We start from the raw sequence: 22,534 nt of genomic DNA on the forward strand, positions 1-22,534 counted from the left end.
TGTTACGGCGGTTATAGCGGTGGGGAAACGCCCGGTCCCATTCCGAACCCGGAAGCTAAGGCCACCTGCGCCGATGGTACTGCACTCGACAGGGTGTGGGAGAGTAGGACACCGCCGGACAATCATTGCGATAGGGGACCCTTATTTGGGTCCCCTATCGGCGTTTGTGGGGCAGAAATGTCCCCGGCACGCCAGGCGGACGATGCCCCGTTGTCCGTCCGTGGTTGAATTCTTTGCAGGCGGGGCCATGACAACACTCCCCGGAGGCCGGGGAACCTAGAAAGGGATCGCCGTGTCGGAACACAACGACGGACGGAAGTCTTTCCGCCGGGACGGAGACGCCCGCGGTTTCGGCCGGCGCGGCGAACCGACCGACCGCCCCCGTGGCGGTCAGGGCGACAATCGTGGCTCGGCAGGCGGCTCCGGCCGCGGCGGCTACAACCGTGACGATCGCGGCGGTTCCGGCGACCGAGGCGGTTTCCGCCGCGACGACAGCGGCGATCGTGGGGGTTCGGACCGCGGTGGCTACCAGCGCCGCGACGACAGCGGCAAGGGCGGCTACCCCCGGCGCGACGACGCCGCACGCGGTGGTTCCGGTGATCGTGGTGGCTTCCGCCGTCGCGACGAATCCGACCGTCCCGCAGGCGGTTTCGACCGCGGTGGTGACCGCGGCGGCTCCCGTCGCAACGATGACGACCGCCCCCGTGGCGGTGGTGGATTCCGTCGCAACGAGGGCGATGACCGTTCGCGCGGTAGTTCGGATCGCGGTGGGGATCGCGGTGGCTTCCGCCGGAACGAAGGTGACGACCGTTCGCGCGGTGGATTCGATCGCGGCGGAGACCGTGGTGGTTTCCGTGGCACCGACGACCGTCGAAGCGGTAGTTCGGACCGTGGTGGCTTCCGACGTAATGAAGGTGACGACCGTTCGCGCGGCAGCTCGGATCGCGGTGGGGATCGCGGTGGCTTCCGACGCAACGAAGGCGACGATCGGTCGCGCGGTAGTTCTGACCGCGGTGGTTTCCGCGGCAATGACGACCGTCGTGGTGGTTCCGATCGTGGCGGTTTCCGGCGCAATGAAGGTGATGATCGTTCGCGCGGTAGTTCGGATCGCGGTGGGGATCGCGGCGGTTTCCGACGGAACGAAGGTGACGATCGTTCGCGCGGCGGGTTCGATCGCGGCGGAGACCGTGGTGGTTTCCGTGGCAGCGACGACCGCCGAAGCGGTAGTTCGGACCGTGGTGGCTTCCGCCGCGAAGGTGATGATCGGTCGCGCGGTAGTTCGGATCGCGGTGGGGATCGCGGCGGTTTCCGACGCAACGAAGGCGACGATCGTTCGCGTGGCTCGTCGGATCGTGGTGGCGATCGCGGCGGCTTCCGCCGTAACGAGGGCGATGACCGTTCGCGCGGCAGCTCGGATCGCGGTGGGGATCGCGGCGGCTTCCGCCGTAATGAAGGTGATGACCGTTCGCGTGGTTCCTCGGATCGTGGTGGTTTCCGTCGCACCGAGGGCGGCGACCGTTCGCGCGGTGGAGTCGATCGCGGTGCGGACCAGGGTGGGTTCCGACGTGGTGAGAGCGATGACCGTTCGCGGGGTGGCAGCTCCGATCGGGGCGGGTACCAGCGACGCGATGACGATCGCGGTGCCCGTCGCGACGACGACCGTGGACGCGGCGGGTTCAAGCGCAATGCCGGGACCGGCGGTCGCGGCAAGTTCGTCGGCGAGGACGGCGCGCCCCTGGACGGGACCTACCGTGAGAAGCGGAAGGAACGCGAAGGCGATGTGCTCGGTGTGATCTCGGCGGGCGACGTCGAGGGTGTTCCGGCAGACCGCGTTGCCGAGGACGCGTCCACTGAGCAGGGTAAGTCGGCGACCGAACACGTGGATTCCGGTTCCGGGCGTGAAGAGGCAGGCGGCCCGAGCGAGTCCGAGCACCGGAAGAGCTCGGACCCCGACGACCAGCCTGGTGACTCCGGTGCCAATCGCTCCGAGCTCTCGGACCGCGATGACCATGCAGCTGGCTCGGGCGTCGATGATCGCCGCTCGGCGAGCAACAGCCCGATCGACGACATCGATGGCAATACGAAGTCGCGCGGCTCGGACAACGCTGCGGAATCAGCGGGCGGCACCGATGTCGACAGCTCGAACGCCGGCGAGAACGAGTCGGATCGCGCGAGCTCCGGACCTGACCGTGGCAACGACGATTCGGCTCGTGACTCCGCTCGCGCATCGCGTGAGAGCGAGGATTCGGCCCGTTCCGACGATCGTTCGAGCCGTGAAGACGTCGGCTCGGACCGCGGTGCAGACGACTCGAACCGTGCGGATGACCGGGCACGCGACGATGATCGCTCCAGTCGTGGGGGCTTCCGCTCGGATCGTGGTAGCGACCGCGCACCGCGTGGCGACGATCGTTCGGACCGCCGCGACGACCGCGGCGGGAGCGGTTACCGTGACTCGGGCGCCAGCCGGTTCGACAACGATGATCGCCGTCGTGGCGGAGAGGGTGCTCGTGCCGCGGGCGGTAGGCCGACCGATCGTCGGGCGGCCCGTCCCGAAGAGCCTGATATCCCCGAGGACGTGCAGGCCTCCGATCTCGACCCGGCTGTGCGCCGCGATCTGCTGAGCCTGGACAAGAGCAATGCCGAGACCGTTGCTCGGCACATGGTCATGGCCGTCGAACTGCTCGAAGACGATCCGCGGCTGGCGCTGGCCCATGCCAGGGCCGCCAGGCAGCGGGCGGGGCGGATCGCTGTGGTGCGTGAGACGGCCGGTGTGGTGGCCTATCACGCCGAGGAATGGGCCGAGGCGCTGTCGGAGCTGCGGACCGCTCGGCGCATGTCGGGTGGGTCCGGGCTGCTCGCTGTGATGGCCGACTGTGAGCGTGGGCTCGGGCGGCCGGAACGGGCCATCGAGTTGGGGCGTAGTGAGGAAGCTCAGGCGCTCACCGGTGACGAGGCGACCGAGTTGCGGATCGTTGTCGCTGGTGCCCGGATGGACCTGGGGCAGTTCGATCAGGCTGTGGTGACGTTGCAGTCCTCGGATCTGGATCCGGCGCGTACGGGGTCGGCTGCTGCGCGGCTGTTCTATGCGTATGCGGATGCTCTGGTGGCTGCTGGGCGTACTGATGAGGGTTTGCAGTGGTTCCTCAATGCTGCGGCTGCCGATGAAGATGGTGAGACTGATGCGGAAGAGCGCGCTACCGAATTGACCGGTGGGGACGCTCAGTAGTTCGTTGAATGCGCAGCCGTCGGCTGGGGTCTGTAAGGGCTTCCGGTCGGCGGCTGTTGCTGTGTGTGGGCTGCGGAAGATGCAGGCCGAGACCGCACGTTCGGTCCATGTTCGGTGCTTGGCGTCGATATCGAGAGTGCCTGCTCACTAGTCCCGACAACTCTCGGCATTACTTGAGGCTGCGGTGGTCGGTCTTCCGACTGCGTTCGAGTGTTGGAGGAGTGATGCCGGAAGGGCTTGTTCGACGGCAGCGGTGGGGCGACGCGCCGGGGGACGGGGTGAACATGGGCACTCTGGGGGTCGGGGGTGGTGGGGATGCTCGATCATGAAGGTGGCGAGGGCGATTCGGGGTGAGCCGAATTTGTCGGTGGTCTCGCTTAGGGTCGCAGATGTACTCGGCCCGGCACGACGACGGAGTGAGGGTGTGTGAATCGGCTACGGGATCAATATGAGGCCTTGCTGCTCGATCTGGACGGGACGCTGTACCGCGGGCCCGAGGTGATCGATGGCGCACCCGAAGCGCTTGTGCCGCAGGGTGATTCAGCGCAGCGGTTGGTTTATGTGACCAATAACGCGGCGCGTGGGCCCGCGAAGGTGGCGGGGCATCTGGCCGAATTGGGGTATCCGGCGGCTGCCGAGGATGTGGTGACCAGTGCGCAGGCGGCTGCGCGCATGCTCGGTCAGCGGCTGTCGGCGGGGGATGAGGTGCTGGTTGTCGGCACCGATGACCTCGCGGCCGAAGTCGAGGCGGTCGGTCTGAAGCCGGTTCGCCGGTTCGCGGACGTGCCGCCGGCAGCTGTGGTGCAGGGGCATTCGCCGGCTACCGCCTGGCCCGACCTTGCCGAGGCTGCCTACGCCCTGCGCGCGGGGGTGCTGTGGGTGGCCGCCAATACCGACCGGACCCTGCCGAACGAACGGGGGCTCGCGCCCGGCAACGGGTCGATGGTCGCCGCGCTGCGGACCGCGTCCGATCGCGAACCGCTGGTGGCCGGCAAGCCCTATGCGCCGCTGATGGAAGACGCCGTCGAGCGGGCGGGGACGCGAAACGCGCTGGTCGTCGGAGACCGGCTCGACACCGATATCGAGGGTGCGAACGGTCTCGGCCTCGATTCGCTGCTCGTGCTGACCGGGGTGAGCACCCTGGACGAGGTGGCCGCCGCGTCCCCCGAGCAGGTGCCTACCTACATCGCGCAGTCCCTCGACGCACTCAATGCCGAGATCGTTCCGGGAGTGGTCGCACCCGCCGATGTCGCGGATCTGTTGCGGCAGCACCCGGGCAGGGCGGTACGGGTGCGCGCGGCCGATTCGGAAATCCGATAGCGTTGACGTCACGATGAGTACTCCGAGTTCGCCGCCGCCCGGCGCGTCACCGCAACCCCGACCAGGGATCCCGATGCCCGGCAGTCACCTGCCGGGCGCTCAGGCGCATCACGTACCGGCCGACCCGAACCGGATCAGATCCCAGGTCGACGAGTTGCTCGCCGAACTCGGCGAGCGACCCGCAGCGGGACCTGCGGAGAACACCGAGACCGGGGCCGACATCACCCGCCGCGCGCGCATCCTCGAGCAGGCGCACGAGGTGCTGGTGGACGCCCTGGCGACCGTGGACAAGATCTGAGGTGGCCAGACGAGCGCGGGTGGATGCCGAACTGGTTCGCCGCGGATTGGCCCGATCGCGGGAACACGCGGTCGAGCTGATCGGCGCGGGCCGGGTCTTGATCGCCGGGACTGTCGCGGTGAAGCCGGCTACCGCCGTGGAGGCGGGCACGCCGCTGATCGTGCGCGAGGAACCCGACGAGGTGTCGTGGGCGTCGCGTGGCGCCCACAAGCTGCTGGGTGCCCTCGAGGCGTTCGAGCCGCAGGGACTCGAGGTCGCCGGTAAGCGGTGCCTGGACGCGGGCGCCTCGACGGGCGGGTTCACCGACGTGCTGCTGAGCAAGGGCGCGCGGGAGGTCGTCGCGGTCGACGTCGGCTACGGACAGCTGATCTGGCGTCTGCAGAACGACGAACGCGTGCGCGTGTTCGACCGCACCAACGTGCGCGGCATCACCACTGAAACCATCGGCGGCACCGTCGAATTGGTCGTCGGCGATCTGTCGTTCATCTCGCTGGGACTCGTGCTGCCCGCACTCGCGGCCTGCGTGAGCGACGGCGCCGATCTGCTGCCGATGGTGAAGCCGCAATTCGAGGTCGGTAAGGAACGGGTCGGTTCCGGTGGCGTGGTCCGTGACCCGGCGCTGCGCAGCGAAGTGGTGTGCGAGGTCGCGGCAGCGGCGGGCGCGCTCGGTCTGCGCACCCTCGGTGTCGTCGCCAGCCCACTGCCGGGACCGTCCGGCAATGTCGAATATTTCCTGTGGTTGCGCAAGGTCGGGCCGTTCGACTACGACGCCGAACAGGTGGCGGCGCTCGTCGCCCAGGCTGTGGAGGAGGGGCCGCAGTGAGTTCGCGTGAGAGCGGCCGCGAAATTCTGCTCGTCGCCCATCCGGGACGTGCGGAGATCATCGAAACGGCGCACCGGGTGGCGAAGATCTTCGCCGCGGCGGGTATCTGCCTGCGCGTGCTGGCCGACGAGGCCGACAGCACCCGATTCGAGGACGAGCCGGGCGGATACCCGGTGCGCGTCGTCCCGCACAGCCCGTCGGCGGCCAAAGGGTGCGAGATGGTGCTCGCGCTCGGCGGCGACGGAACGTTCCTGCGCGCCGCCGAACTCGGCAGGCCGAGCGGTGCTCCGGTGCTGGGAATCAACCTCGGCCGCATCGGTTTCCTCACCGAGGCCGAGGCCGAACACCTCGACGAAGCACTCGCCCAGGTGGTCGACCGCGACTACCGGGTCGAGGACCGGCTGACCATCGACGTCAGCGTCCGGGTGGACGATGTCGTCACCGAACGCGGCTGGGCCCTGAACGAGGCCAGCATCGAGAACGCGCAGCGCATGGGCGTGCTCGAAGTGGTGCTCGAAGTGGATGGGCGCCCGGTATCGGCCTTCGGCTGCGACGGAATTCTCATCGCCACCCCCACGGGTTCGACCGCGTACGCCTTCTCGGCGGGTGGTCCGGTGGTGTGGCCGGAGCTCGAGGCCATGCTGGTGATTCCCAGCAACGCGCACGCGCTGTTCGCCCGGCCGCTGGTGACGAGCCCGGAATCGTTGATCGCCGTGGAAGCGGTGGCCACCGGGCACGACGCGATCGTCTTTCTCGACGGGCGGCGCACGCTCGCCTTGCCGCGCGGCGGCCGTGCCGAGGTGGTGCGCGGCGAACGACCGGTGCGGTGGGTGCGGCTGGACTCCGCGCCCTTCGCCGACCGGATGGTGCGCAAGTTCCAGCTGCCGGTCACGGGCTGGCGGGGTAGACAGCGAACGGGGAAGGACACCGATGCTGACCGAGATCAGGATTGACGGACTCGGCGTCATCTCGACGGCCACCGCGCAATTCCACGAGGGACTGACCGTGCTCACCGGCGAGACGGGTGCGGGTAAGACGATGGTCGTCACCAGCCTGCACCTGCTCAGCGGCGCCCGCGCGGACGCGGGCCGGGTACGGGTCGGTGCGTCGAAAGCCGTGGTCGAAGGCCGTTTCGTCGTCGACGACGTGAACGACGCCGCCCGCGCCGCGATCGGCGAGGTACTGGAATCGGCCGGTGCCGAGGCCGACGAGGACGGCAGCGTGATCGCCGTGCGCACCGTCAACAGCGACGGGCGTTCGCGAGCCCACCTGGGTGGTCGCGGCGTGCCCGCGGCGGTGCTCGGCGAGTTCACCTCCCGCCTGCTGACCGTGCACGGACAGAACGATCAGCTGCGCCTGCAGCGGCCCGAACAGCAACTCGCCGCACTCGACCAGTTCGCGGGCGACGGTGTGGCGTCGTTGCTGCGCAAGTACCAGGTGCACCGCCGCACCTGGCTCGACGCGCGCACCGAACTCCTCGAACGCACCGCCCGCAGTCGTGAACTCGCTCTGGAAGCCGACCGGCTCAAGCATTCGCTCGCCGAAATCGACGGCATCGCACCCGAACCCGGTGAGGACACCCGGCTGGTCGCCGAGATCCGCAGGCTCAGCGACCTCGACTCGCTGCGTGAGGCCGCTGCCGCAGCCCACGAGGCGCTGTCCGGGCCCGCCGACTCCAGCGCCGACGGCGGCGGGGTGCTCGACCTGCTCGGTGGGGCGCGTGCCCGCCTCGACTCGGCCGACGACCCCGCCCTGACCGCACTCGCCCCGCGCCTCGGTGAGGCGATCGCGGTGGTCGTCGATGTGACGACCGAACTCAGCGGCTACCTGTCGGAACTGCCCTCGGACCCCAGCGCCCTGGACACGATGCTCAACCGCCAGGCCGAACTGAAATCACTCACCCGCAAATACGCACCCGACATCGACGGCGTGATCGCCTGGGCCGACGAATCCCGCGCCCGCCTCGACTCTCTCGACGTGTCCGAGGACGCGCTGGCCAAACTGGCCGCCGAGGTCGAGATCGCCGCGGGCAAAGTGCGCGAGGCCGCCCGCAAACTCAGCGCCGCCCGCACCAAGGCCGCGACCAAACTGGCCGCCGCCGTGAGCACCGAACTCGGCGGGCTGGCAATGGGCAAGGCACGCTTGGAAGTTCAGGTGCGGCCGCTGCGGGCGAGTGCCCAGGACTCCGCGCCGCTCGATGTCGACGGGACCACCCTGCACGCGGGCTCCAACGGCGTCGACGAGGTGGAATTCCGGCTGTCGGCGCACTCGGGCGCGCAATCGCTACCGCTGAGCAAGAGCGCCTCCGGTGGTGAGCTCTCGCGCGTGATGCTCGCGCTGGAAGTAGTGCTCGCCGGCTCGGATCACGGCGCGACCATGGTGTTCGACGAGGTCGACGCGGGCGTCGGCGGTCGGGCCGCGGTGGAGATCGGCAAACGCCTCGCCCGCCTGGCCCGCACCCATCAGGTGATCGTCGTGACCCACCTACCGCAGGTGGCGGCCTTCGCCGACACCCACCTGGTGGTGAACAAGTCCGACGACGGAAAAGGCAAGGTGGACAGCGGGGTTCGCACCCTCACCGACGAGGAACGCGTGGTGGAACTGGCCCGCATGCTGGCCGGCCTCGACGACACCGAGACCGGCCGGGCACACGCGGAAGAACTGCTGGAGACCGCTCGATCAGAGCGAAGCGTCTCGCTCTGATCAGCGCAGCGCCTTGCGGATGCCGCCGATGAGCTGGTTGGTCAGCTGGCGCAGGCCGAACTCCATGGCCTTGGCCGGAACGGGCAGCGACGGCTCCGATTCCATGGTGTAGACCACGCGGGTGCCGCCCTCGGCGGTGTCGGCGAAGGTGATGATGCCGACGTGGCGCTTGACCGGCGCGCCCTTGACGATCTTGTACTCCATGCGCTCGCCGGGGACCAGCGCGGTGATCTCCTCGGTGACGCCGAGCTTGCCGAAGCCGAGCAGGTGCTGGGCGCCGACACCGGTGACGGCGTCGCCCTGCTTCACGAGCTTGACCTGGATGGGCAGGTGGGGGTTCACGCTCTCCCGCTCACTGAAAAGGCGGTAGACGATGTCGCGTGGGGCGTCGAGAACCGTCTCGACAGTGCTGCTCGGCATTGTTTTCTGCTCCTGATCGAAGTATCTGTGACAGGGAGCATACGGGTATCGGGGCGGTCGGTGACTCGGCGCGCCTCCACCAAAGGTTGAGGGTTTGGCTTCATCATCGGGCTCATGAAGATGCCGGCGTTGTTGTCACGGAACACCGAAACGCTGCCCGGTGTCGCCGGGATCGCGCGGGTGGATCGCAATACCCGGCGATTGCTCGGCCGGGTCGGTGCGGGCGATGTCGCGGTCCTGGACGAGACCGATCTGGATCGCCATACCGCCGACCGGCTCGTCGAGGCGGGCGTCGTGGCGGTGATCAACACGTCGCCGTCGATTTCGGGTCGCTATCCCAATCTCGGTCCGGAGGTGCTGGTCGCCAACGGGATCGTGCTCATGGACGCGGTTTCCTCCGACGCGTTCGGCAAGATCAAGGACGGCGCGAAGATCCGCATCGACGCCGGTGTCGCCTATGCCGACAAGCTGACCAAGAAGGAACCCGAGGTCCTGGTGGAGGGCATCGAGTTCGACGAGTCGACGATCGCGGACCGGATGATCGAGGCCCGCAACGGGCTGGCCGATCACCTCGACGCCTTCGCGGGCAACACCACCGAGTTCGTGCGCACCGAGAGCGCGCTGCTGATCGACGGTATCGGTGTGCCCGACATCGAGCTGGATCTGCGCAACCGGCACGTGGTCGTGATCGCCGACGGGCCGGGGCATCTCGAGGAGTTGCAGCGGCTCAAGCCGTTCATCAAGGAGTACGCGCCGATCCTGATCGGTGTGGGCCGCGGTGCGGATACGTTGCGCAAGCTCAAGTACAAGCCGGACCTGATCGTCGGTGATCCGGACGAGATCAGCACCCCCACCTTGCGTTCCGGTGCGGAGATGATCCTGCCCGCCGACACCGACGGCCACGCGCGTGGGCTGGAACGCATCCAGGACCTCGGTATCGGCGCGACGACGTTCCCGTCGTCGGGGTCGCCGACCGATCTGGCGTTGATGCTCGCCGATCACCACGGTGCGTCGCTGATCGTGCTGGCCGGTGCGCACGCGTCGCTGGAGGACTTCTTCGACCGTGGCCGCCGCGACAGCAATCCGGCGACGTTCCTCACCCGGCTGAAGGTCGGCGCGAAACTAGTCGATGCGAATGCCGTGTCGACGCTGTACCGGCATCGGTCGACCGGTGCGGCGCTGGCGTTCGTGGTGCTGGCGGCGCTGGTGGCGGTGGTCGTGGTGATTCTGGCCTCGCAGAGCGGGTCCGAGGTGTTCGATGTGGCCGCCGGGTATTGGGACCGGCTCGTCGAGTGGGTGCGGGTCCAGCTGTGATCTCACTGCGGCAGCACGCCATTTCGATCGCGGCGATCTTCCTGGCTCTCGCGATCGGGGTGGTTCTCGGTTCCCAGACGGTGGCCGCCGATCTGCTGTCGGGTCTGCGTTCGGACAAGGATGATCTCAGCGGTCAGGTCGAGGCGTTGAGCGCCGAGAACGACCAGCTCACCAGCCGCCTGGACGCGACGGACGGCTTCATCGCCGGCGCGTCGGGCCGCATTCTGGCAGGCACTTTGGCCGACCGTCGCGTGCTCGTGTTCACCACCCCCGATGCGGATCCCGCCGATGTCGACGGTGTGCGCAAGGCACTCGAAACGGCGGGCGCCTCGGTGACCGGCCGGATCGCGCTCACCGATGCTTTCGTCGACAGCGGTGAGGGTGATCGCATGCGATCGGCGCTGACCAATGTCGTCCCCGCGGGCGCGCAGCTGCGCACCGGCGCCGTCGACCAGGGCAGCATGGCGGGCGACCTGCTCGGCCTGACGCTGTTCACCGACCCCGCGACGAACAGTCCACGCGCCACCGCCCAGGAACAGGCCCTGCTCCTGGAAACCCTGCGCGGCGGCGGCTTCCTCGCCTACGGCGACACGCCGACCGACCCCGCCCAGATGGCCGTCGTCGTCACCGGCGACGGCATCGCCGACGACGCCGGCCAGGGCGCGACCATCGCCCGGTTCACCGGCGCCGTCCGCGCCCGCACCGCCGCCACCGTCCTGGCGGGCCGCCCCGGCGCCGCCGAAGGCAACGCCCCCATCGCCCACGTCCGCGCCCAGGCCCCCCTCGCCACCACCGTCACCACCGTCGACAACATCGACCGCGAAACAGGCCGCGTAACAACAGCCCTCGCCCTCCCCGAACAACTCAACGGCGTAGCCGGACGTTACGGAACAGGCCCGTCAGCAACCTCCCTGACACTGGTAGCAATGCCCCGCTGATTGAGAACCTCACCACCACAAAAAGGTGACTTTCCGCGCCGGCGATCCCAACAAAACCCCTGATCTGGCAAGCACATGGGTAACTCCCCGGGTACGGGCCAAGTCCTCCCCAGCCAACCGCAAGCGGCCGACGCGACAGTTAACCCACCTCGGTTGCGCTTGAAGTTCCGGGGAGGCGGTACTGTGGTGGTCCGTGGGTCATCAACGGAATCAGGCTCGAAATGCCACCAAGCACATCTTCGTGAGCGGTGGCGTCGCCTCCTCTTTGGGTAAGGGTCTCACCGCTTCCAGCCTCGGTCAGTTGCTGACCGCGCGCGGTATGCGGGTGACGATGCAGAAGCTCGACCCGTATCTGAACGTCGATCCGGGCACCATGAACCCGTTCCAGCACGGTGAGGTGTTCGTCACCGAGGACGGCGCCGAGACCGATCTGGATGTCGGTCATTACGAGCGTTTCCTCGATCGCGATCTGTCCGGTGCGGCGAATGTGACGACCGGTCAGATCTATTCGACCGTGATCGCCAAGGAGCGGCGCGGCGAGTATCTGGGTGACACCGTGCAGGTGATCCCGCACATCACCGACGAGATCAAGAACCGCATCATGGCGATGACCGGTCCGGATCTGCAGGGTCATGTGCCGGATGTGGTGATCACCGAGATCGGTGGCACCGTCGGTGACATCGAGTCGCAGCCGTTCCTCGAGGCGGCGCGCCAGATCCGCCACGATGTGGGCCGCGACAATGTGTTCTTCCTGCACGTGTCGCTGGTGCCGTACCTGGCGCCCTCGGGCGAGCTCAAGACCAAGCCGACGCAGCATTCGGTGGCGGCACTGCGCAATATCGGTATCCAGCCCGACGCGCTGATCCTGCGCTGTGACCGTGAGGTGCCGCAGGGTCTGAAGAACAAGATCGCGCTGATGTGCGACGTCGACGTCGAGGCGTGCATCTCCACGCCGGACGCGCCGTCGATCTACGACATCCCGAAGGTGCTGCACAGCGAGGGCCTGGATGCCTACGTCGTGCGCAAGCTGGGGCTGCCGTTCCGCGATGTCGACTGGACGGTGTGGGGCGACCTGCTCGAGCGGGTGCACTCGCCGCGCGAGACCGTGGAGGTGGCGCTGGTCGGCAAGTACGTCGATCTGCCCGATGCCTACCTGTCGGTGACCGAGGCGCTGCGTGCAGGTGGCTTCGCGCATCGATCGAAGGTGCAGATCCGCTGGGTGCCCTCCGACGAGTGCGAGACCGAGGCGGGCGCGCAGGCCGCGTTGCGTGATGTGGACGCGGTGCTGATCCCCGGCGGTTTCGGTATCCGTGGCATCGAGGGCAAGCTCGGCGCCATCAGTTACGCGCGTAGGCGCGGTATCCCGCTGCTCGGCCTGTGTCTCGGCCTGCAGTGTGTGGTGATCGAGGCGGCCCGTTCGGTCGGCATCGCGGACGCGAATTCCGCCGAGTTCGAGCCGGATACCAAGAACCCGGTCATCTCGACCATGGCCGACCAGGAAGACGTGGTCGCCGGTGAGGCCGATCTGGGCGGCACCATGCGTCTGGGCGCGTACCCGGCCACCCTGCAGAAGGGTTCGGTCGTCGCGCAGGCCTACGGCAGCGAGCACGTGTCCGAGCGACACCGCCATCGCTTCGAGGTGAACAACGCCTACCGCGACGCGATCGCCAAGAGCGGTCTGGTGTTCTCGGGCACCTCGCCCGACGGGCATCTGGTGGAGTTCGTGGAGTACCCGGCATCGGTGCACCCGTTCTTCGTCGCCACCCAGGCGCACCCGGAGCTCAAGAGCCGTCCGACCCGGCCGCATCCGCTGTTCGCCGCGCTGATCCACGCCGCGTTGAAATACAAACTGGCCGAACGCCTTCCCGTAGACTTCCCGGAGGAAGAGCTCGCGGAGCAGGCCGCGGAACTCTGAATCGGTGGCAAGGCGGCGATGAGCGAACCCGGTAAGCACGACTTCGAGACGGTATCGAGCCGGGTGCTCTACAGCGGCGCGATCGTGGCATTGCGCCAAGATCAGGTCGCGATGCCCGACGGGCGGGTCGCCGAGCGTGAGGTCATCGAGCATCACGGTGCGGTGGCGGTACTCGCGCTCGACGACGAGGGACGGGTGGTGCTGATCCGTCAGTACCGCCATCCCATCCGCACCCGGCTGCTCGAACTGCCCGCCGGGCTGCTCGATATCGACGGCGAGGACCCGCTCACCGCTGCCAAGCGCGAGCTGGCCGAGGAGACGGGCCTGGCCGCCGCCGAATGGTCGGTGCTGGTGGACGTGGCGTTGTCGCCGGGTTTCACCGACGAGGCGCTGCGGGTGTTCTTCGCGACCGGGCTCACCGAGACTCATCGTCCGGACCCCGAGCACGAGGAAGCCGACCTGGAACTGGTACGGATGCCGCTCGACGAGGCGGTGCGTGCGGCGTTGGCAGGCGAGATCGTGAACGCCACTGCCGTGGCGGGCGTGCTCGCGTACGCCTCGGCTCAGGCGAACGGGTTGACCCTGCGTCCGGCCGACGCACCGTGGCCCGGTCAGCCGACGGCGTTCCTGCGACGCAAAGCAGCCGAGGCGCGAACCGACGCCCGGTCGTGACGCGGCTTCCGGAGCACGTACAGGCAGCCGCGTTCCGGTACGGCGGCGGCGGGTAGGCGCGGATGAGCGTGCTGGCGCGGGAGATCGACGCCTACCTCGACCATCTGGCGGTCGAGCGCGGCGCCGCGCGCAACACGCTGGGCGCCTATCGGCGTGACCTGGCCCGCTACCAGGGGTTCCTCACCGCTCGCGGTGTCGGGTCGTTGCGCGACGTATCCCAAGGGGACGTCGCCGAATTCACGATGGCCCTGCGTGCGGGCGGCGAGGATCATCCGCCGTTGGCCGCGGGGTCTGTCGCCAGGGCATTGATCGCGGTGCGCGGGTTGCACCGGTTCGCGGCCGCCGAGGGCATCACCGACACCGATGTGGCGCACGCGGTGAAACCACCCGCGCCGGGTCGGCGGTTGCCGAAAGCCTTGCCGTACGACCAGGTCCTGCGCGTACTCGAAGCAGCGGGCGGTGAGGGCGGCGTGGACGACGGCGGACCGCGCGGTCTGCGGGACCGGGCGCTGCTGGAATTGCTGTACTCCACGGGCGCCCGCATCTCGGAAATGGTCGGTCTCGACGTCGACGACATAGACACCGAGCAGCGGTGCGTCGTGCTGCGCGGCAAAGGTGGCAAACAGCGCCTCGTCCCCATCGGCAGGCCCGCGCTCGCCGCCGTCGACGCCTACCTCGTGCGCGGTAGACCCTCGCTCGCCGCGAACGGAAAGGGAAGCGGCGGCGCCCTTTTCCTCAACAACCGGGGCGGCAGGCTGTCACGGCAGAGCGCCTGGCAGGTGTTGCAGACCGCGGCCGAACGCGCGGGCATCGGTGCGACGGTGTCGCCGCACACGCTGCGCCACTCCTTCGCCACCCACCTGCTCGACGGTGGCGCCGACGTGCGCGTGGTGCAGGAGCTGCTCGGGCACGCCTCGGTGACGACCACCCAGATCTACACCCTCGTCACGGTGAGCACCCTGCGTGAAGTGTGGGCGACGGCCCACCCGCGTGCCCGCTGAGGGTGACCTCTCCACTCCGGGTGAAGCGGGTATCGTGCGAACACGCCCGGCGTTGCCATGCCGTACCCGAGCGGTGCGAGCGGTAGCGTCTACCCGGAGCTGGACCGTACGAAAGTGAGGCGGGTGGCGAACCGGCCTCGCTACCCTCGACAGGGGTTACCGGCAAGGAAACGTATAAGGAGCAGCGGATCGTGACGACAGCGGAAACACCGTGGGACGGTGGGCCGGAACAGGTCACCGAGGCCGTCGAGATCGGCCCGACGGGCCGCCCGCTGCGCCTGGTACCCGAACCACCGCAGGTCAAGCAGCACGGCGACGCGCTCGTCGTGGCCATGTGCAATCAGAAGGGCGGGGTCGGCAAGACCACCTCGACCATCAATCTCGGTGCGGCACTGGCCGAATACGGGCGCCGCGTACTGCTGGTCGACCTCGACCCGCAGGGCGCGCTGTCGGCCGGTCTCGGCGTCGCCCATCACGATCTCGACCTGACCGTGCACAACCTGCTGATCGGCGGCAAAGCCTCGGTCGACGACGTGCTGCAGACCACCAAGGTCGACGGCATGGACCTCCTACCCAGCAACATCGACCTCTCGGCCGCCGAGATCCAGCTGGTGAACGAGGTGGGTCGCGAACAGTCCCTCGGCCGCGCGCTGGCCGGAGTGCGTGATCGCTACGACTACATCCTCATCGACTGTCAGCCCTCCCTCGGGCTGCTCACCGTCAACGCGCTCGCCTGCTCCGACGGGGTCATCATCCCGATGGAATGCGAGTACTTCTCGCTGCGCGGACTGGCCCTGCTCAACGACACCGTGGAGAAGGTGCGCGACCGCCTCAATCCGCGGTTGAGCCTGTACGGGATCGTGGTCACCATGTTCGATGCCCGGTTGCTGCATTCGCGTCAGGTGATGTCGCGCGTGGTCGAGGTGTTCGGCGACCTCGTCTACGACACCGCCATCTCGCGCACCGTGCGGTTCCCGGACGCCAGCGTCGCCGGTGAGCCGATCACCACCTGGGCGCCGAAATCGGCGGGCGCGGAAGCGTATCGCGCCATGGCACGCGAGGTCATCCACCGGTCGGGCCGGTGATCGAGGCACAACCTGCGGTGCAAGCAGTACCCGAAGAGGCAGTACCGGCGGAAACCAGCGGATTCCATCTGCGGCTCACCAACTTCGAGGGGCCGTTCGATCTGCTGCTGACGCTGATCAGTTCACGCAAACTCGATGTCACCGAGGTGGCGCTGCACAAGGTCACCGACGAATTCATCGCCTACACCAAGGCATTGACCGCCGAGCTGGCCGAGAACACCAAGCTGCGCGCGGACAAGATCCTCGATCAGACCACCGAATTCCTCGTCGTCGCCGCGACTCTGCTCGATCTGAAAGCCGCCCGGTTGTTGCCGTCGGGGGAGATGACCGACGCCGACGACCTCGAACTGCTCGAGGCACGCGACCTGCTGTTCGCCCGGCTGCTGCAGTACCGCGCGTTCAAACAGGTGGCCGAACTGCTCGCCGAGCTGGAAGCCGCCGCGCTGCGCCGGTATCCGAGGTCGGTGGCGCTGGAAGATCAGTTCGCCGGGCTGCTCCCCGAAGTGACCCTCGGAGTGGATGTCGCCGCGTTCGCCGAGATCGCGGCCGCCGCGTTTCGGCCGCGTCCGATCGCCGAGGTAGGGCTCGGACATCTGCACATGCACACCATCTCGGTGGCCGAACAGGCCGAGCTGGTGCTGGCCCGGCTCAAGGAACGCGGACCCGGCGGGTGGACGACCTTCGCCGAGCTGGTGTCCGATTGCACGGTTCCGGTGGAAATCGTGGCCCGGTTCCTGGCGTTGCTCGAGTTGTATCGCGGCAAGACGATCGCCTTCGACCAGCCCGACCCCCTCGGCCCACTGGCCGTGAGCTGGCTCGGCGAACTCGACCCCGACGCCGAGGCGGCGGCACTGACCTTCGAGGAGGATTACGGGTGATCGGCGCACCGAAACAGACCCGAGGGCTCCCGAACAGCCAGCAGGAGGCGGCATGAGCGAGACAGTGGCTGAATTCACGTCCGAGCAGCTCGACGACGCGGAACTGCGGTCCGCGCTCGAGGCCATGCTGCTCGTCGTCGACGCTCCCGCGCCGGTAGAACAGCTGGCCGCGGCCCTGGACGACACCAGCGAACGGGTCGAGGAAACCCTGCGCGCGATGTCGGCGGAACTGACCGCACGCGGCAGCGGCATCGACCTGCGTTTCGTCGGTGACGGTTGGCGCTTCTATACTCGACAGGAGTACGCGCCCTATGTCGAGCGGGTACTGCTCGACGGGGCCCGGACGAAGCTCACCCGGGCCGCCTTGGAAACCTTGGCGGTGGTCGCCTACCGCCAGCCGGTGACCCGCACCCGGGTCAGCGCGGTTCGCGGGGTGAACGTCGACGGAGTGATGCGCACGCTGCTGGCGCGGGGCTTGATCGCGGAAGCGGGTCAGGACCCGGAAACCAACGGCACGCTCTACCGCACCACCGAGTTGTTCCTCGAACGGATCGGGCTCGCCTCACTGGGCGACCTGCCACCGCTGGCGCCGCTGCTTCCCGGCGTCGATCTGATCGACGAGATCAGCGAGAGCCTGGACACCGATCCCCGGTACACCAGGCTGCAAAAACCCGCCGAGTCCGACATGGATCTCGGCACCGACGATTGACAGGACAGATGAATAATTCCGCTCGCCGAGATGGCACACCGGATCGAAGAAAACGCAGCGACCAGCCCCGAAGTGGCGCGAACCGAACCGCGGCTCCCCGCGGCGGCAGTGCGCGCACCGGTCAGGCCGGTACCCGTGGCGAGGCCCCCGGCCGCCGCGGCACCAGCGCGGGTGGCTTCCAGCGCGGCAATCAGACAGCGGCCCGATCGGCCGGCTCCTTCCAGCGTGACGCCGAATCCGGTGGTCGCCGCGGCTCGACCGGGGGCTACCAGCGCGACGACCGTCGCAGCGCCCCCGGTGGTTACCAGCGTGACGATCGACGCAGCGCCCCGGCCGGTGGCGACCGTCGTGGCCCGTCCGCCGGTGGTTACCAGCGCGACGACCGTCGCGGCGCAGGCGCTTCCAACGGTGGCGGTTACCCGCGTGGTGACGCCGACCGCGGACAGCGTGGCGACACAGCCGGACAGCGCAGCGGCACTTCGGCCGGCACGCAGGCCTTCGTGGCGCGCAACAAGAAGTCCGCGAAACCGCAGCGCAAGGTCGTCGCCCCGACGATCCTGAACAACGCCAAGCCTGCCCGTCATCAGCACGCCGACACCGCCGAGGGCCCCAAGAAGCTCCCGTGGGGTGAAGGCGAACGTCTGCAGAAGGTGCTGGCCAAGGCCGGTGTGGCCTCGCGCCGCGCCGCCGAGGAGATGATCGCCCAGGGCCGCGTCGAGGTCGACGGCAAGATCGTGCGCGAGCAGGGTCTGCGCATCGACGCCGAGAACGCCGTCGTGCGCGTGGACGGCACCCGCGTGGTCGTGCGGGACGAACTCGTGCACCTGGTGCTGAACAAGCCCAAGGGCTGGCAGTCCACCATGTCCGACGACCTGGGCCGCCCCTGTGTCGGTGACATCGTGGCCGAGCGGATCGCCGCGGGTCAGCGCCTGTTCCACGTGGGTCGGCTCGACGCCGACACCGAGGGCCTGCTGCTGCTCACCAACGACGGTGAGATGGCGCATCGCCTGATGCACCCGTCGTTCGAGGTGCCCAAGACCTACCTGGCCACCGTGTACGGCGAGGTCAACTACCGGCTCGTCGGCAAGCGGCTGCGCGAAGGCGTCGAGCTCGAGGACGGGCCGGCCAAGGTCGACAAGTTCATGGTGCTCGAGTCCTACGAGGGCCGGTCGCTGGTGAAGCTGGTGCTGCACGAAGGCCGCAAGCACATCGTGCGCCGCCTGCTCGACGAGGTGGGTCACCCGGTGATCCGCCTGGTCCGCACGCATCTGGGCCCGGTGGCCCTCGGTGATCAGCGTCCCGGCACCCTTCGGGTGCTCGGCCGCGACGAAATCGGCAAACTCTACGAGGCGGTGCAGCTGTGAACGGAGTGGATTTCTCGGTGGAACCTGCCCAGGGCAGGCTGGCCGGCGACGGCACGCTCGTCGTCGCCATGGACGGCCCGTCCGGCACCGGCAAGTCCAGTGTGTCGCGTAAGTTGGCCACCCGCCTGAACGCCCGCTACCTCGACACCGGTGCCATGTACCGGGTGGCGACGCTGCGGGTGCTGCGTGCGGGCGTGGATCTCACCGATGCCGAGGCGATCGCGCAAGCCGTTGCGGCGCTGCCTCTTTCGATCGGCACGGACCCCAGTCACGAGGTCGTCGAACTCGACGGTGACGACGTGTCGGCCGAGATCCGCGGTGACGCGGTGACCAAGGCCGTTTCGGCGGTGTCGGCGGTGGCGCAGGTGCGCGAGCAACTCGTCGCCCTGCAGCGTGAGATCGCCGCCGTGGCCGGCCGAATCGTGGTCGAGGGCCGCGATATCGGCACCGTCGTGCTCACCGACGCCGACGCCAAGATCTACCTCACGGCCTCCGCGGAGGCGCGCGCCCAGCGGCGCAATGCCCAGAACATCCGCGAGGGACGCGGCGACGACTACCCGGCCGTGCTGGCCGACGTACAGCGCCGCGACACCCTCGATTCCACCCGCAAGGTCTCGCCGTTGCGCCCCGCCGCCGACGCGGTGCTCGTCGATACCAGCGATCTCACGATGGAACAGACCATCGACGAGCTGTATCGCGTGGTGGCCCAGCAGCTTTCGGCCACGACAGGAGGGTCGCGATGATCGAGGACGTACTCGAGGGCGACGGTATCTGGACCGATGAAACCGACTGGGAGATCACCGATCTCGAAGGTGAGGGCGAGGGTGAGGAACACCTCGCCATGCCGACGGTCGCGGTGGTCGGCCGTCCGAATGTCGGCAAGTCGACCCTGGTGAACCGCATCCTCGGCAGGCGCGAAGCCGTTGTCGAGGACGTTCCCGGTGTTACCCGTGACCGGATCTCGTACGAGGCCAGCTGGGCCGGACGCCGCTTCCTCGTGCAGGACACCGGCGGCTGGGAGCCCGACGCCAAGGGCCTGCAGCAGCATGTGGCCCGTCAGGCCGAGGTCGCGATGGAAACCGCCGACGCGATCCTGCTCGTCGTCGACGCCACCGTCGGCGCGACCGCGACCGACGAGGCCGCGGTGCGTAAGCTGCGCCGCTCCAAGATCCCGGTGATCCTGGTCGCCAACAAGGTCGACGATCAGAAGGTCGAGATCGAGGCCGCGACACTGTGGTCGCTCGGCCTCGGCGAGCCGCGCATGGTCTCGGCCGCGCACGGTCGCGGTACCGGTGACCTGCTCGACGATGTGCTCGCCGCACTGCCCGAGACCCCGCGCGAAGGCACGGGTGTGGCCGGGCCGCGTCGGGTGGCGCTGGTCGGCAAGCCCAATGTCGGCAAGTCGAGCCTGCTGAACAAGCTGGCCGGCGACGAACGTTCGGTGGTCCACGATGTCGCGGGCACCACCGTCGACCCGGTCGACTCCCTGGTGGAGCTCGGCGGCAAGGTGTGGAAGTTCGTCGACACCGCCGGTCTGCGCCGCAAGGTCTCCAATGCCACCGGCACCGAGTTCTACGCCTCGCTGCGGACCAAGTCGGCGCTCGAGGCGTCGGAGGTGGCGATCATGCTGATCGACGCCTCGGTGCCGATCACCGAACAGGATCTGCGGGTGATCAGCCTGGTCGCCGACTCCGGTCGCGCGCTGGTGCTGGCGTTCAACAAGTGGGACCTGGTCGACGAGGATCGCCGCTACATGCTCGAGCGCGAGATCGATCGCGACCTCGTGCGGGTGCCGTGGGCGCAGCGGGTGAACATCTCCGCGCACACCGGTCGCGCCGTGGCGAAGCTGGTGCCGCAGATGGAGACCGCGCTCGAGTCCTGGGACAAGCGCATCTCCACCGGCCGGTTGAACACCTGGCTCAAGGAAGTCATCGCGGCCACCCCACCGCCGATGCGCGGCGGCCGACAGCCCCGCGTCATGTTCGCCACCCAGGCCAGCACTCGTCCGCCGACGTTCGTGCTGTTCACCACCGGTTTCCTCGAGGCAGGTTACCGTCGCTTCCTGGAGCGGCGCCTGCGCGAGGAGTTCGGTTTCGACGGCTCGCCCGTGCGCATCTCGGTGCGCGTGCGCGAGAAGAAGGAACGCAGAAAGTAGTTCGACCCGACGAGGCCCCGGCGTACACCGCCGGGGCCTCGTTTCGTTATGCGTCGAAGACGCGATCGAGCAGGTGCTCCACCAATTGTGGTGAGCGCGCGGCGTAATCGTTGTCGGTGAGCATGCCCTGGGCGAGTCCGCCGAGCGTGAGCAGGATCAGCTCGGCGTCCGCGACGATCGTCGCATCGTCGGCCTCGTCGCCGCGCGCACGCCGGAGCTGGTCTGCCACTGCGTTCACGATGTACTTCGGTGCCCCGGTCATATCGGCGGCCGCGACGTCGGAACCGGTGAGGGCGGCCGCGTGGAAGATCCCGAGAATTACCGCGTTCTGCCTACTCGCTTCGTCGCGGGGGAGTAGCGCGAGCAGCATCGCGCGCACGACGTCGCGTGGCCCGGACCCCGGCCCCAACGCCGCGAGTTCCCGCCCGAACCGCTCCCCGGAATCGATCACCACCGCCTGATGCGTGGCGACCAGGAACTCCCGTTTTGTCCCGAAGTAGTACTGCACCGACCGCACCGAGACCCCGGCTTCGGCGGCGACGGACTGGAACGTGGCCGCGTCGAGCCCGCCCCGCGCGATCACTCGCCGCGCGGCATCGGTGATGACCCCGCGGCGCTCGTCATGGTCGGCCAAACGCGGCACCCTGCCTCCTTCGTCGCTGTCGGCGAAATCTTTATGGTACGCCCATATCACCTATGTGGTACGGTCATATCATCAACGACGAACAGGGGTGGTTATGGCCAAGATCGGGCGATTCAAGAACGACGCCGCGCGCGAGGAGTACCTGCGGACCTATCGGGAGCTGGAGAAGCAGTGGCCCGTTTCGTCGGAGATGCTCGACATCCCTACTTCCTTCGGCATGACGAAGGTCCGTAAATCCGGTGCGGGACAAGGTATTCCGTTCGTGCTGATGCACTCTCTCGGCGGTAACAGCCTGATGTGGCGCCACGTGATCGAGGACTTCGCCCGCGATCACGTGGTGTACGCGCCGGAGATGATCGGTGCGCCTGGTCTCAGTGTGCAGACCGCACCGATCGACGAGACGAAGTTCGGTGCCTGGTTGGGGGAGGTGCTCGACGGACTCGGCGTCGAGCGGGTTCACCTGGTCGGCTACTCGCAGGGTGCGTGGCAGGCGATGGCTGTCGCGACCACTCAGCAGGCACGGCTGGCGAGCCTGAGCGTCGTGGAGCCGAGCGGCACCTTGACCAAGATCAAATGGAGCCTGTTGTGGACGATGCTTCGCGTCGGTGCCCGGCCGACGGACAAGAACCTGCGCGCGATGAACGCACGGCTCAATCCGGGCGTCACCCTCACCGACGCCGAATTCGCCGGTGTGAAGGCGGCTCTCGGGTATGCCCCGACGATCGGCTATCCGAAGATGTTCACCGACGAGCGACTCGCGACGATCACGACACCGACCCTGCTGCTGCTCGGGTCGGAGTCGTTGGTGGTCGATCCGCAACTGGCCGAACAACGCGTGCGCGACAACCTGCCCACCTGCGAGGTCGAGATCTTCCCCGGTGTGGGGCACGGTCTCTTCTATCAGATTTCCCGGCAGGTGACCGCGCGCATCCTGGACTTCGCCCGCCGCTACGAACACATCGACGCGCGCCACGCCGAACAGCTGACCTATCCGGACTGATAATCCGCTGAGAACGGTGCATAGTGGACACCTTGGGGGCGGCTGAGGCGTTGTTTCGGTAAGAGGTCGA

The 22,534-nt window shown here is 68.2% G+C and carries 21 protein-coding genes and 1 rRNA gene; 19 read left to right on the forward strand and 3 right to left on the reverse strand.

Annotated elements, in window-relative coordinates; all coding sequences use genetic code 11:
* Positions 1-3 precede the first annotated feature (3 nt).
* Positions 4-120, forward strand: a 5S ribosomal RNA gene (rrf, locus tag HYG95_RS15360).
* Positions 121-154: 34 nt separating this feature from the next.
* Here the strand turns inward: rrf and HYG95_RS15365 are convergent.
* Entirely contained in the window at positions 155-1,933 is a 1,779-nt protein-coding gene (locus HYG95_RS15365; RefSeq protein ID WP_181698697.1) for a hypothetical protein, read from the reverse strand.
* Between the two features lie 126 nt (positions 1,934-2,059).
* On the opposite strand from HYG95_RS15365, the gene HYG95_RS25175 reads away from it, so the two are divergent.
* The 6 genes from HYG95_RS25175 to recN all read left to right on the forward strand — a co-directional run bounded on the left by HYG95_RS25175 (position 2,060) and on the right by recN (position 8,370).
* Positions 2,060-3,226 (forward strand): hypothetical protein, encoded by a 1,167-nt coding sequence (locus tag HYG95_RS25175; protein ID WP_370465812.1) that lies wholly within the window; start codon positions 2,060-2,062, stop codon positions 3,224-3,226.
* A 426-nt stretch (positions 3,227-3,652) separates the two neighbouring features.
* Positions 3,653-4,546 carry an HAD-IIA family hydrolase gene (locus HYG95_RS15375; protein WP_181698619.1) on the forward strand — a complete coding sequence of 298 codons (894 nt, stop codon included), beginning with the start codon at positions 3,653-3,655 and terminating at the stop codon, positions 4,544-4,546.
* A gap of 13 nt (positions 4,547-4,559) precedes the next feature.
* Positions 4,560-4,844, forward strand: a complete 285-nt coding sequence (locus HYG95_RS15380) for a hypothetical protein (RefSeq protein ID WP_181698620.1) — start codon at positions 4,560-4,562, stop codon at positions 4,842-4,844.
* A 1-nt stretch (position 4,845) separates the two neighbouring features.
* Complete coding sequence (locus HYG95_RS15385) at positions 4,846-5,667, forward strand: TlyA family RNA methyltransferase (protein WP_181698621.1); 822 nt, start codon at positions 4,846-4,848, stop codon at positions 5,665-5,667.
* Positions 5,664-6,620, forward strand: coding sequence for an NAD kinase (locus HYG95_RS15390; protein ID WP_181698622.1), 957 nt, complete (start codon positions 5,664-5,666; stop codon positions 6,618-6,620). Before HYG95_RS15385 ends, HYG95_RS15390 begins: the two co-directional genes overlap by 4 nt.
* A complete protein-coding gene (recN, locus tag HYG95_RS15395) occupies positions 6,598-8,370 on the forward strand; it encodes a DNA repair protein RecN (protein WP_181698623.1) in 1,773 nt (590 codons plus the stop codon). The genes HYG95_RS15390 and recN overlap by 23 nt, the downstream gene beginning before the upstream one ends.
* On the opposite strand, the gene HYG95_RS15400 is transcribed toward recN, so the two are convergent.
* On the reverse strand, positions 8,371-8,790 hold the full coding sequence (locus tag HYG95_RS15400) for an SRPBCC family protein (protein ID WP_181698624.1): 420 nt from the start codon (positions 8,788-8,790) through the stop codon (positions 8,371-8,373). It lies immediately after the preceding gene.
* A 114-nt stretch (positions 8,791-8,904) separates the two neighbouring features.
* Here HYG95_RS15400 and steA point away from each other — a divergent pair, with 114 nt between their 5' ends.
* The 11 genes from steA (at position 8,905) to der (ending at position 20,821) form a co-directional block, all read left to right on the forward strand.
* Positions 8,905-10,104 (forward strand): putative cytokinetic ring protein SteA, encoded by a 1,200-nt coding sequence (gene steA, locus HYG95_RS15405; RefSeq protein ID WP_181698625.1) that lies wholly within the window; start codon positions 8,905-8,907, stop codon positions 10,102-10,104.
* Entirely contained in the window at positions 10,101-11,042 is a 942-nt protein-coding gene (locus HYG95_RS15410; RefSeq protein ID WP_181698626.1) for a copper transporter, read from the forward strand. The genes steA and HYG95_RS15410 overlap by 4 nt, the downstream gene beginning before the upstream one ends.
* Positions 11,043-11,235: 193 nt before the next feature.
* Complete coding sequence (locus tag HYG95_RS15415; protein ID WP_067493949.1) at positions 11,236-12,957, forward strand: CTP synthase; 1,722 nt, start codon at positions 11,236-11,238, stop codon at positions 12,955-12,957.
* Between the two features lie 18 nt (positions 12,958-12,975).
* Positions 12,976-13,629, forward strand: a complete 654-nt coding sequence (locus HYG95_RS15420; protein WP_181698627.1) for an NUDIX hydrolase — start codon at positions 12,976-12,978, stop codon at positions 13,627-13,629.
* A 62-nt stretch (positions 13,630-13,691) separates the two neighbouring features.
* Positions 13,692-14,630, forward strand: coding sequence for a site-specific tyrosine recombinase XerD (gene xerD, locus HYG95_RS15425; protein WP_181698628.1), 939 nt, complete (start codon positions 13,692-13,694; stop codon positions 14,628-14,630).
* Between the two features lie 191 nt (positions 14,631-14,821).
* Positions 14,822-15,715, forward strand: a complete 894-nt coding sequence (locus HYG95_RS15430) for a ParA family protein (RefSeq protein ID WP_067494410.1) — start codon at positions 14,822-14,824, stop codon at positions 15,713-15,715.
* On the forward strand, positions 15,712-16,593 hold the full coding sequence (locus tag HYG95_RS15435; RefSeq protein ID WP_370465808.1) for a ScpA family protein: 882 nt from the start codon (positions 15,712-15,714) through the stop codon (positions 16,591-16,593). Before HYG95_RS15430 ends, HYG95_RS15435 begins: the two co-directional genes overlap by 4 nt.
* A 52-nt stretch (positions 16,594-16,645) precedes the next feature.
* Positions 16,646-17,302, forward strand: a complete 657-nt coding sequence (gene scpB / locus HYG95_RS15440) for an SMC-Scp complex subunit ScpB (protein WP_181698630.1) — start codon at positions 16,646-16,648, stop codon at positions 17,300-17,302.
* 8 nt (positions 17,303-17,310) lie between these two features.
* Positions 17,311-18,666, forward strand: a complete 1,356-nt coding sequence (locus tag HYG95_RS15445) for a pseudouridine synthase (protein WP_181698631.1) — start codon at positions 17,311-17,313, stop codon at positions 18,664-18,666.
* A gap of 68 nt (positions 18,667-18,734) precedes the next feature.
* Positions 18,735-19,409, forward strand: a complete 675-nt coding sequence (gene cmk, locus HYG95_RS15450) for a (d)CMP kinase (RefSeq protein ID WP_067494413.1) — start codon at positions 18,735-18,737, stop codon at positions 19,407-19,409.
* Positions 19,406-20,821 carry a ribosome biogenesis GTPase Der gene (der, locus tag HYG95_RS15455; protein ID WP_181698632.1) on the forward strand — a complete coding sequence of 472 codons (1,416 nt, stop codon included), beginning with the start codon at positions 19,406-19,408 and terminating at the stop codon, positions 20,819-20,821. Before cmk ends, der begins: the two co-directional genes overlap by 4 nt.
* Positions 20,822-20,867: 46 nt before the next feature.
* On the opposite strand, the gene HYG95_RS15460 is transcribed toward der, so the two are convergent.
* Entirely contained in the window at positions 20,868-21,464 is a 597-nt protein-coding gene (locus HYG95_RS15460) for a TetR/AcrR family transcriptional regulator (RefSeq protein ID WP_181698633.1), read from the reverse strand.
* Positions 21,465-21,558: 94 nt separating this feature from the next.
* On the opposite strand from HYG95_RS15460, the gene HYG95_RS15465 reads away from it, so the two are divergent.
* The gene (locus HYG95_RS15465; protein WP_181698634.1) at positions 21,559-22,464 is read left to right on the forward strand and encodes an alpha/beta fold hydrolase; all 906 of its coding nucleotides are present in this window, start codon (positions 21,559-21,561) and stop codon (positions 22,462-22,464) included.
* Positions 22,465-22,534: the final 70 nt, after the last annotated feature.

The organism is Nocardia sp. GTS18, assembly GCF_013839555.1.
Classification (GTDB): Bacteria; Actinomycetota; Actinomycetes; order Mycobacteriales; family Mycobacteriaceae; genus Nocardia; species Nocardia rosealba.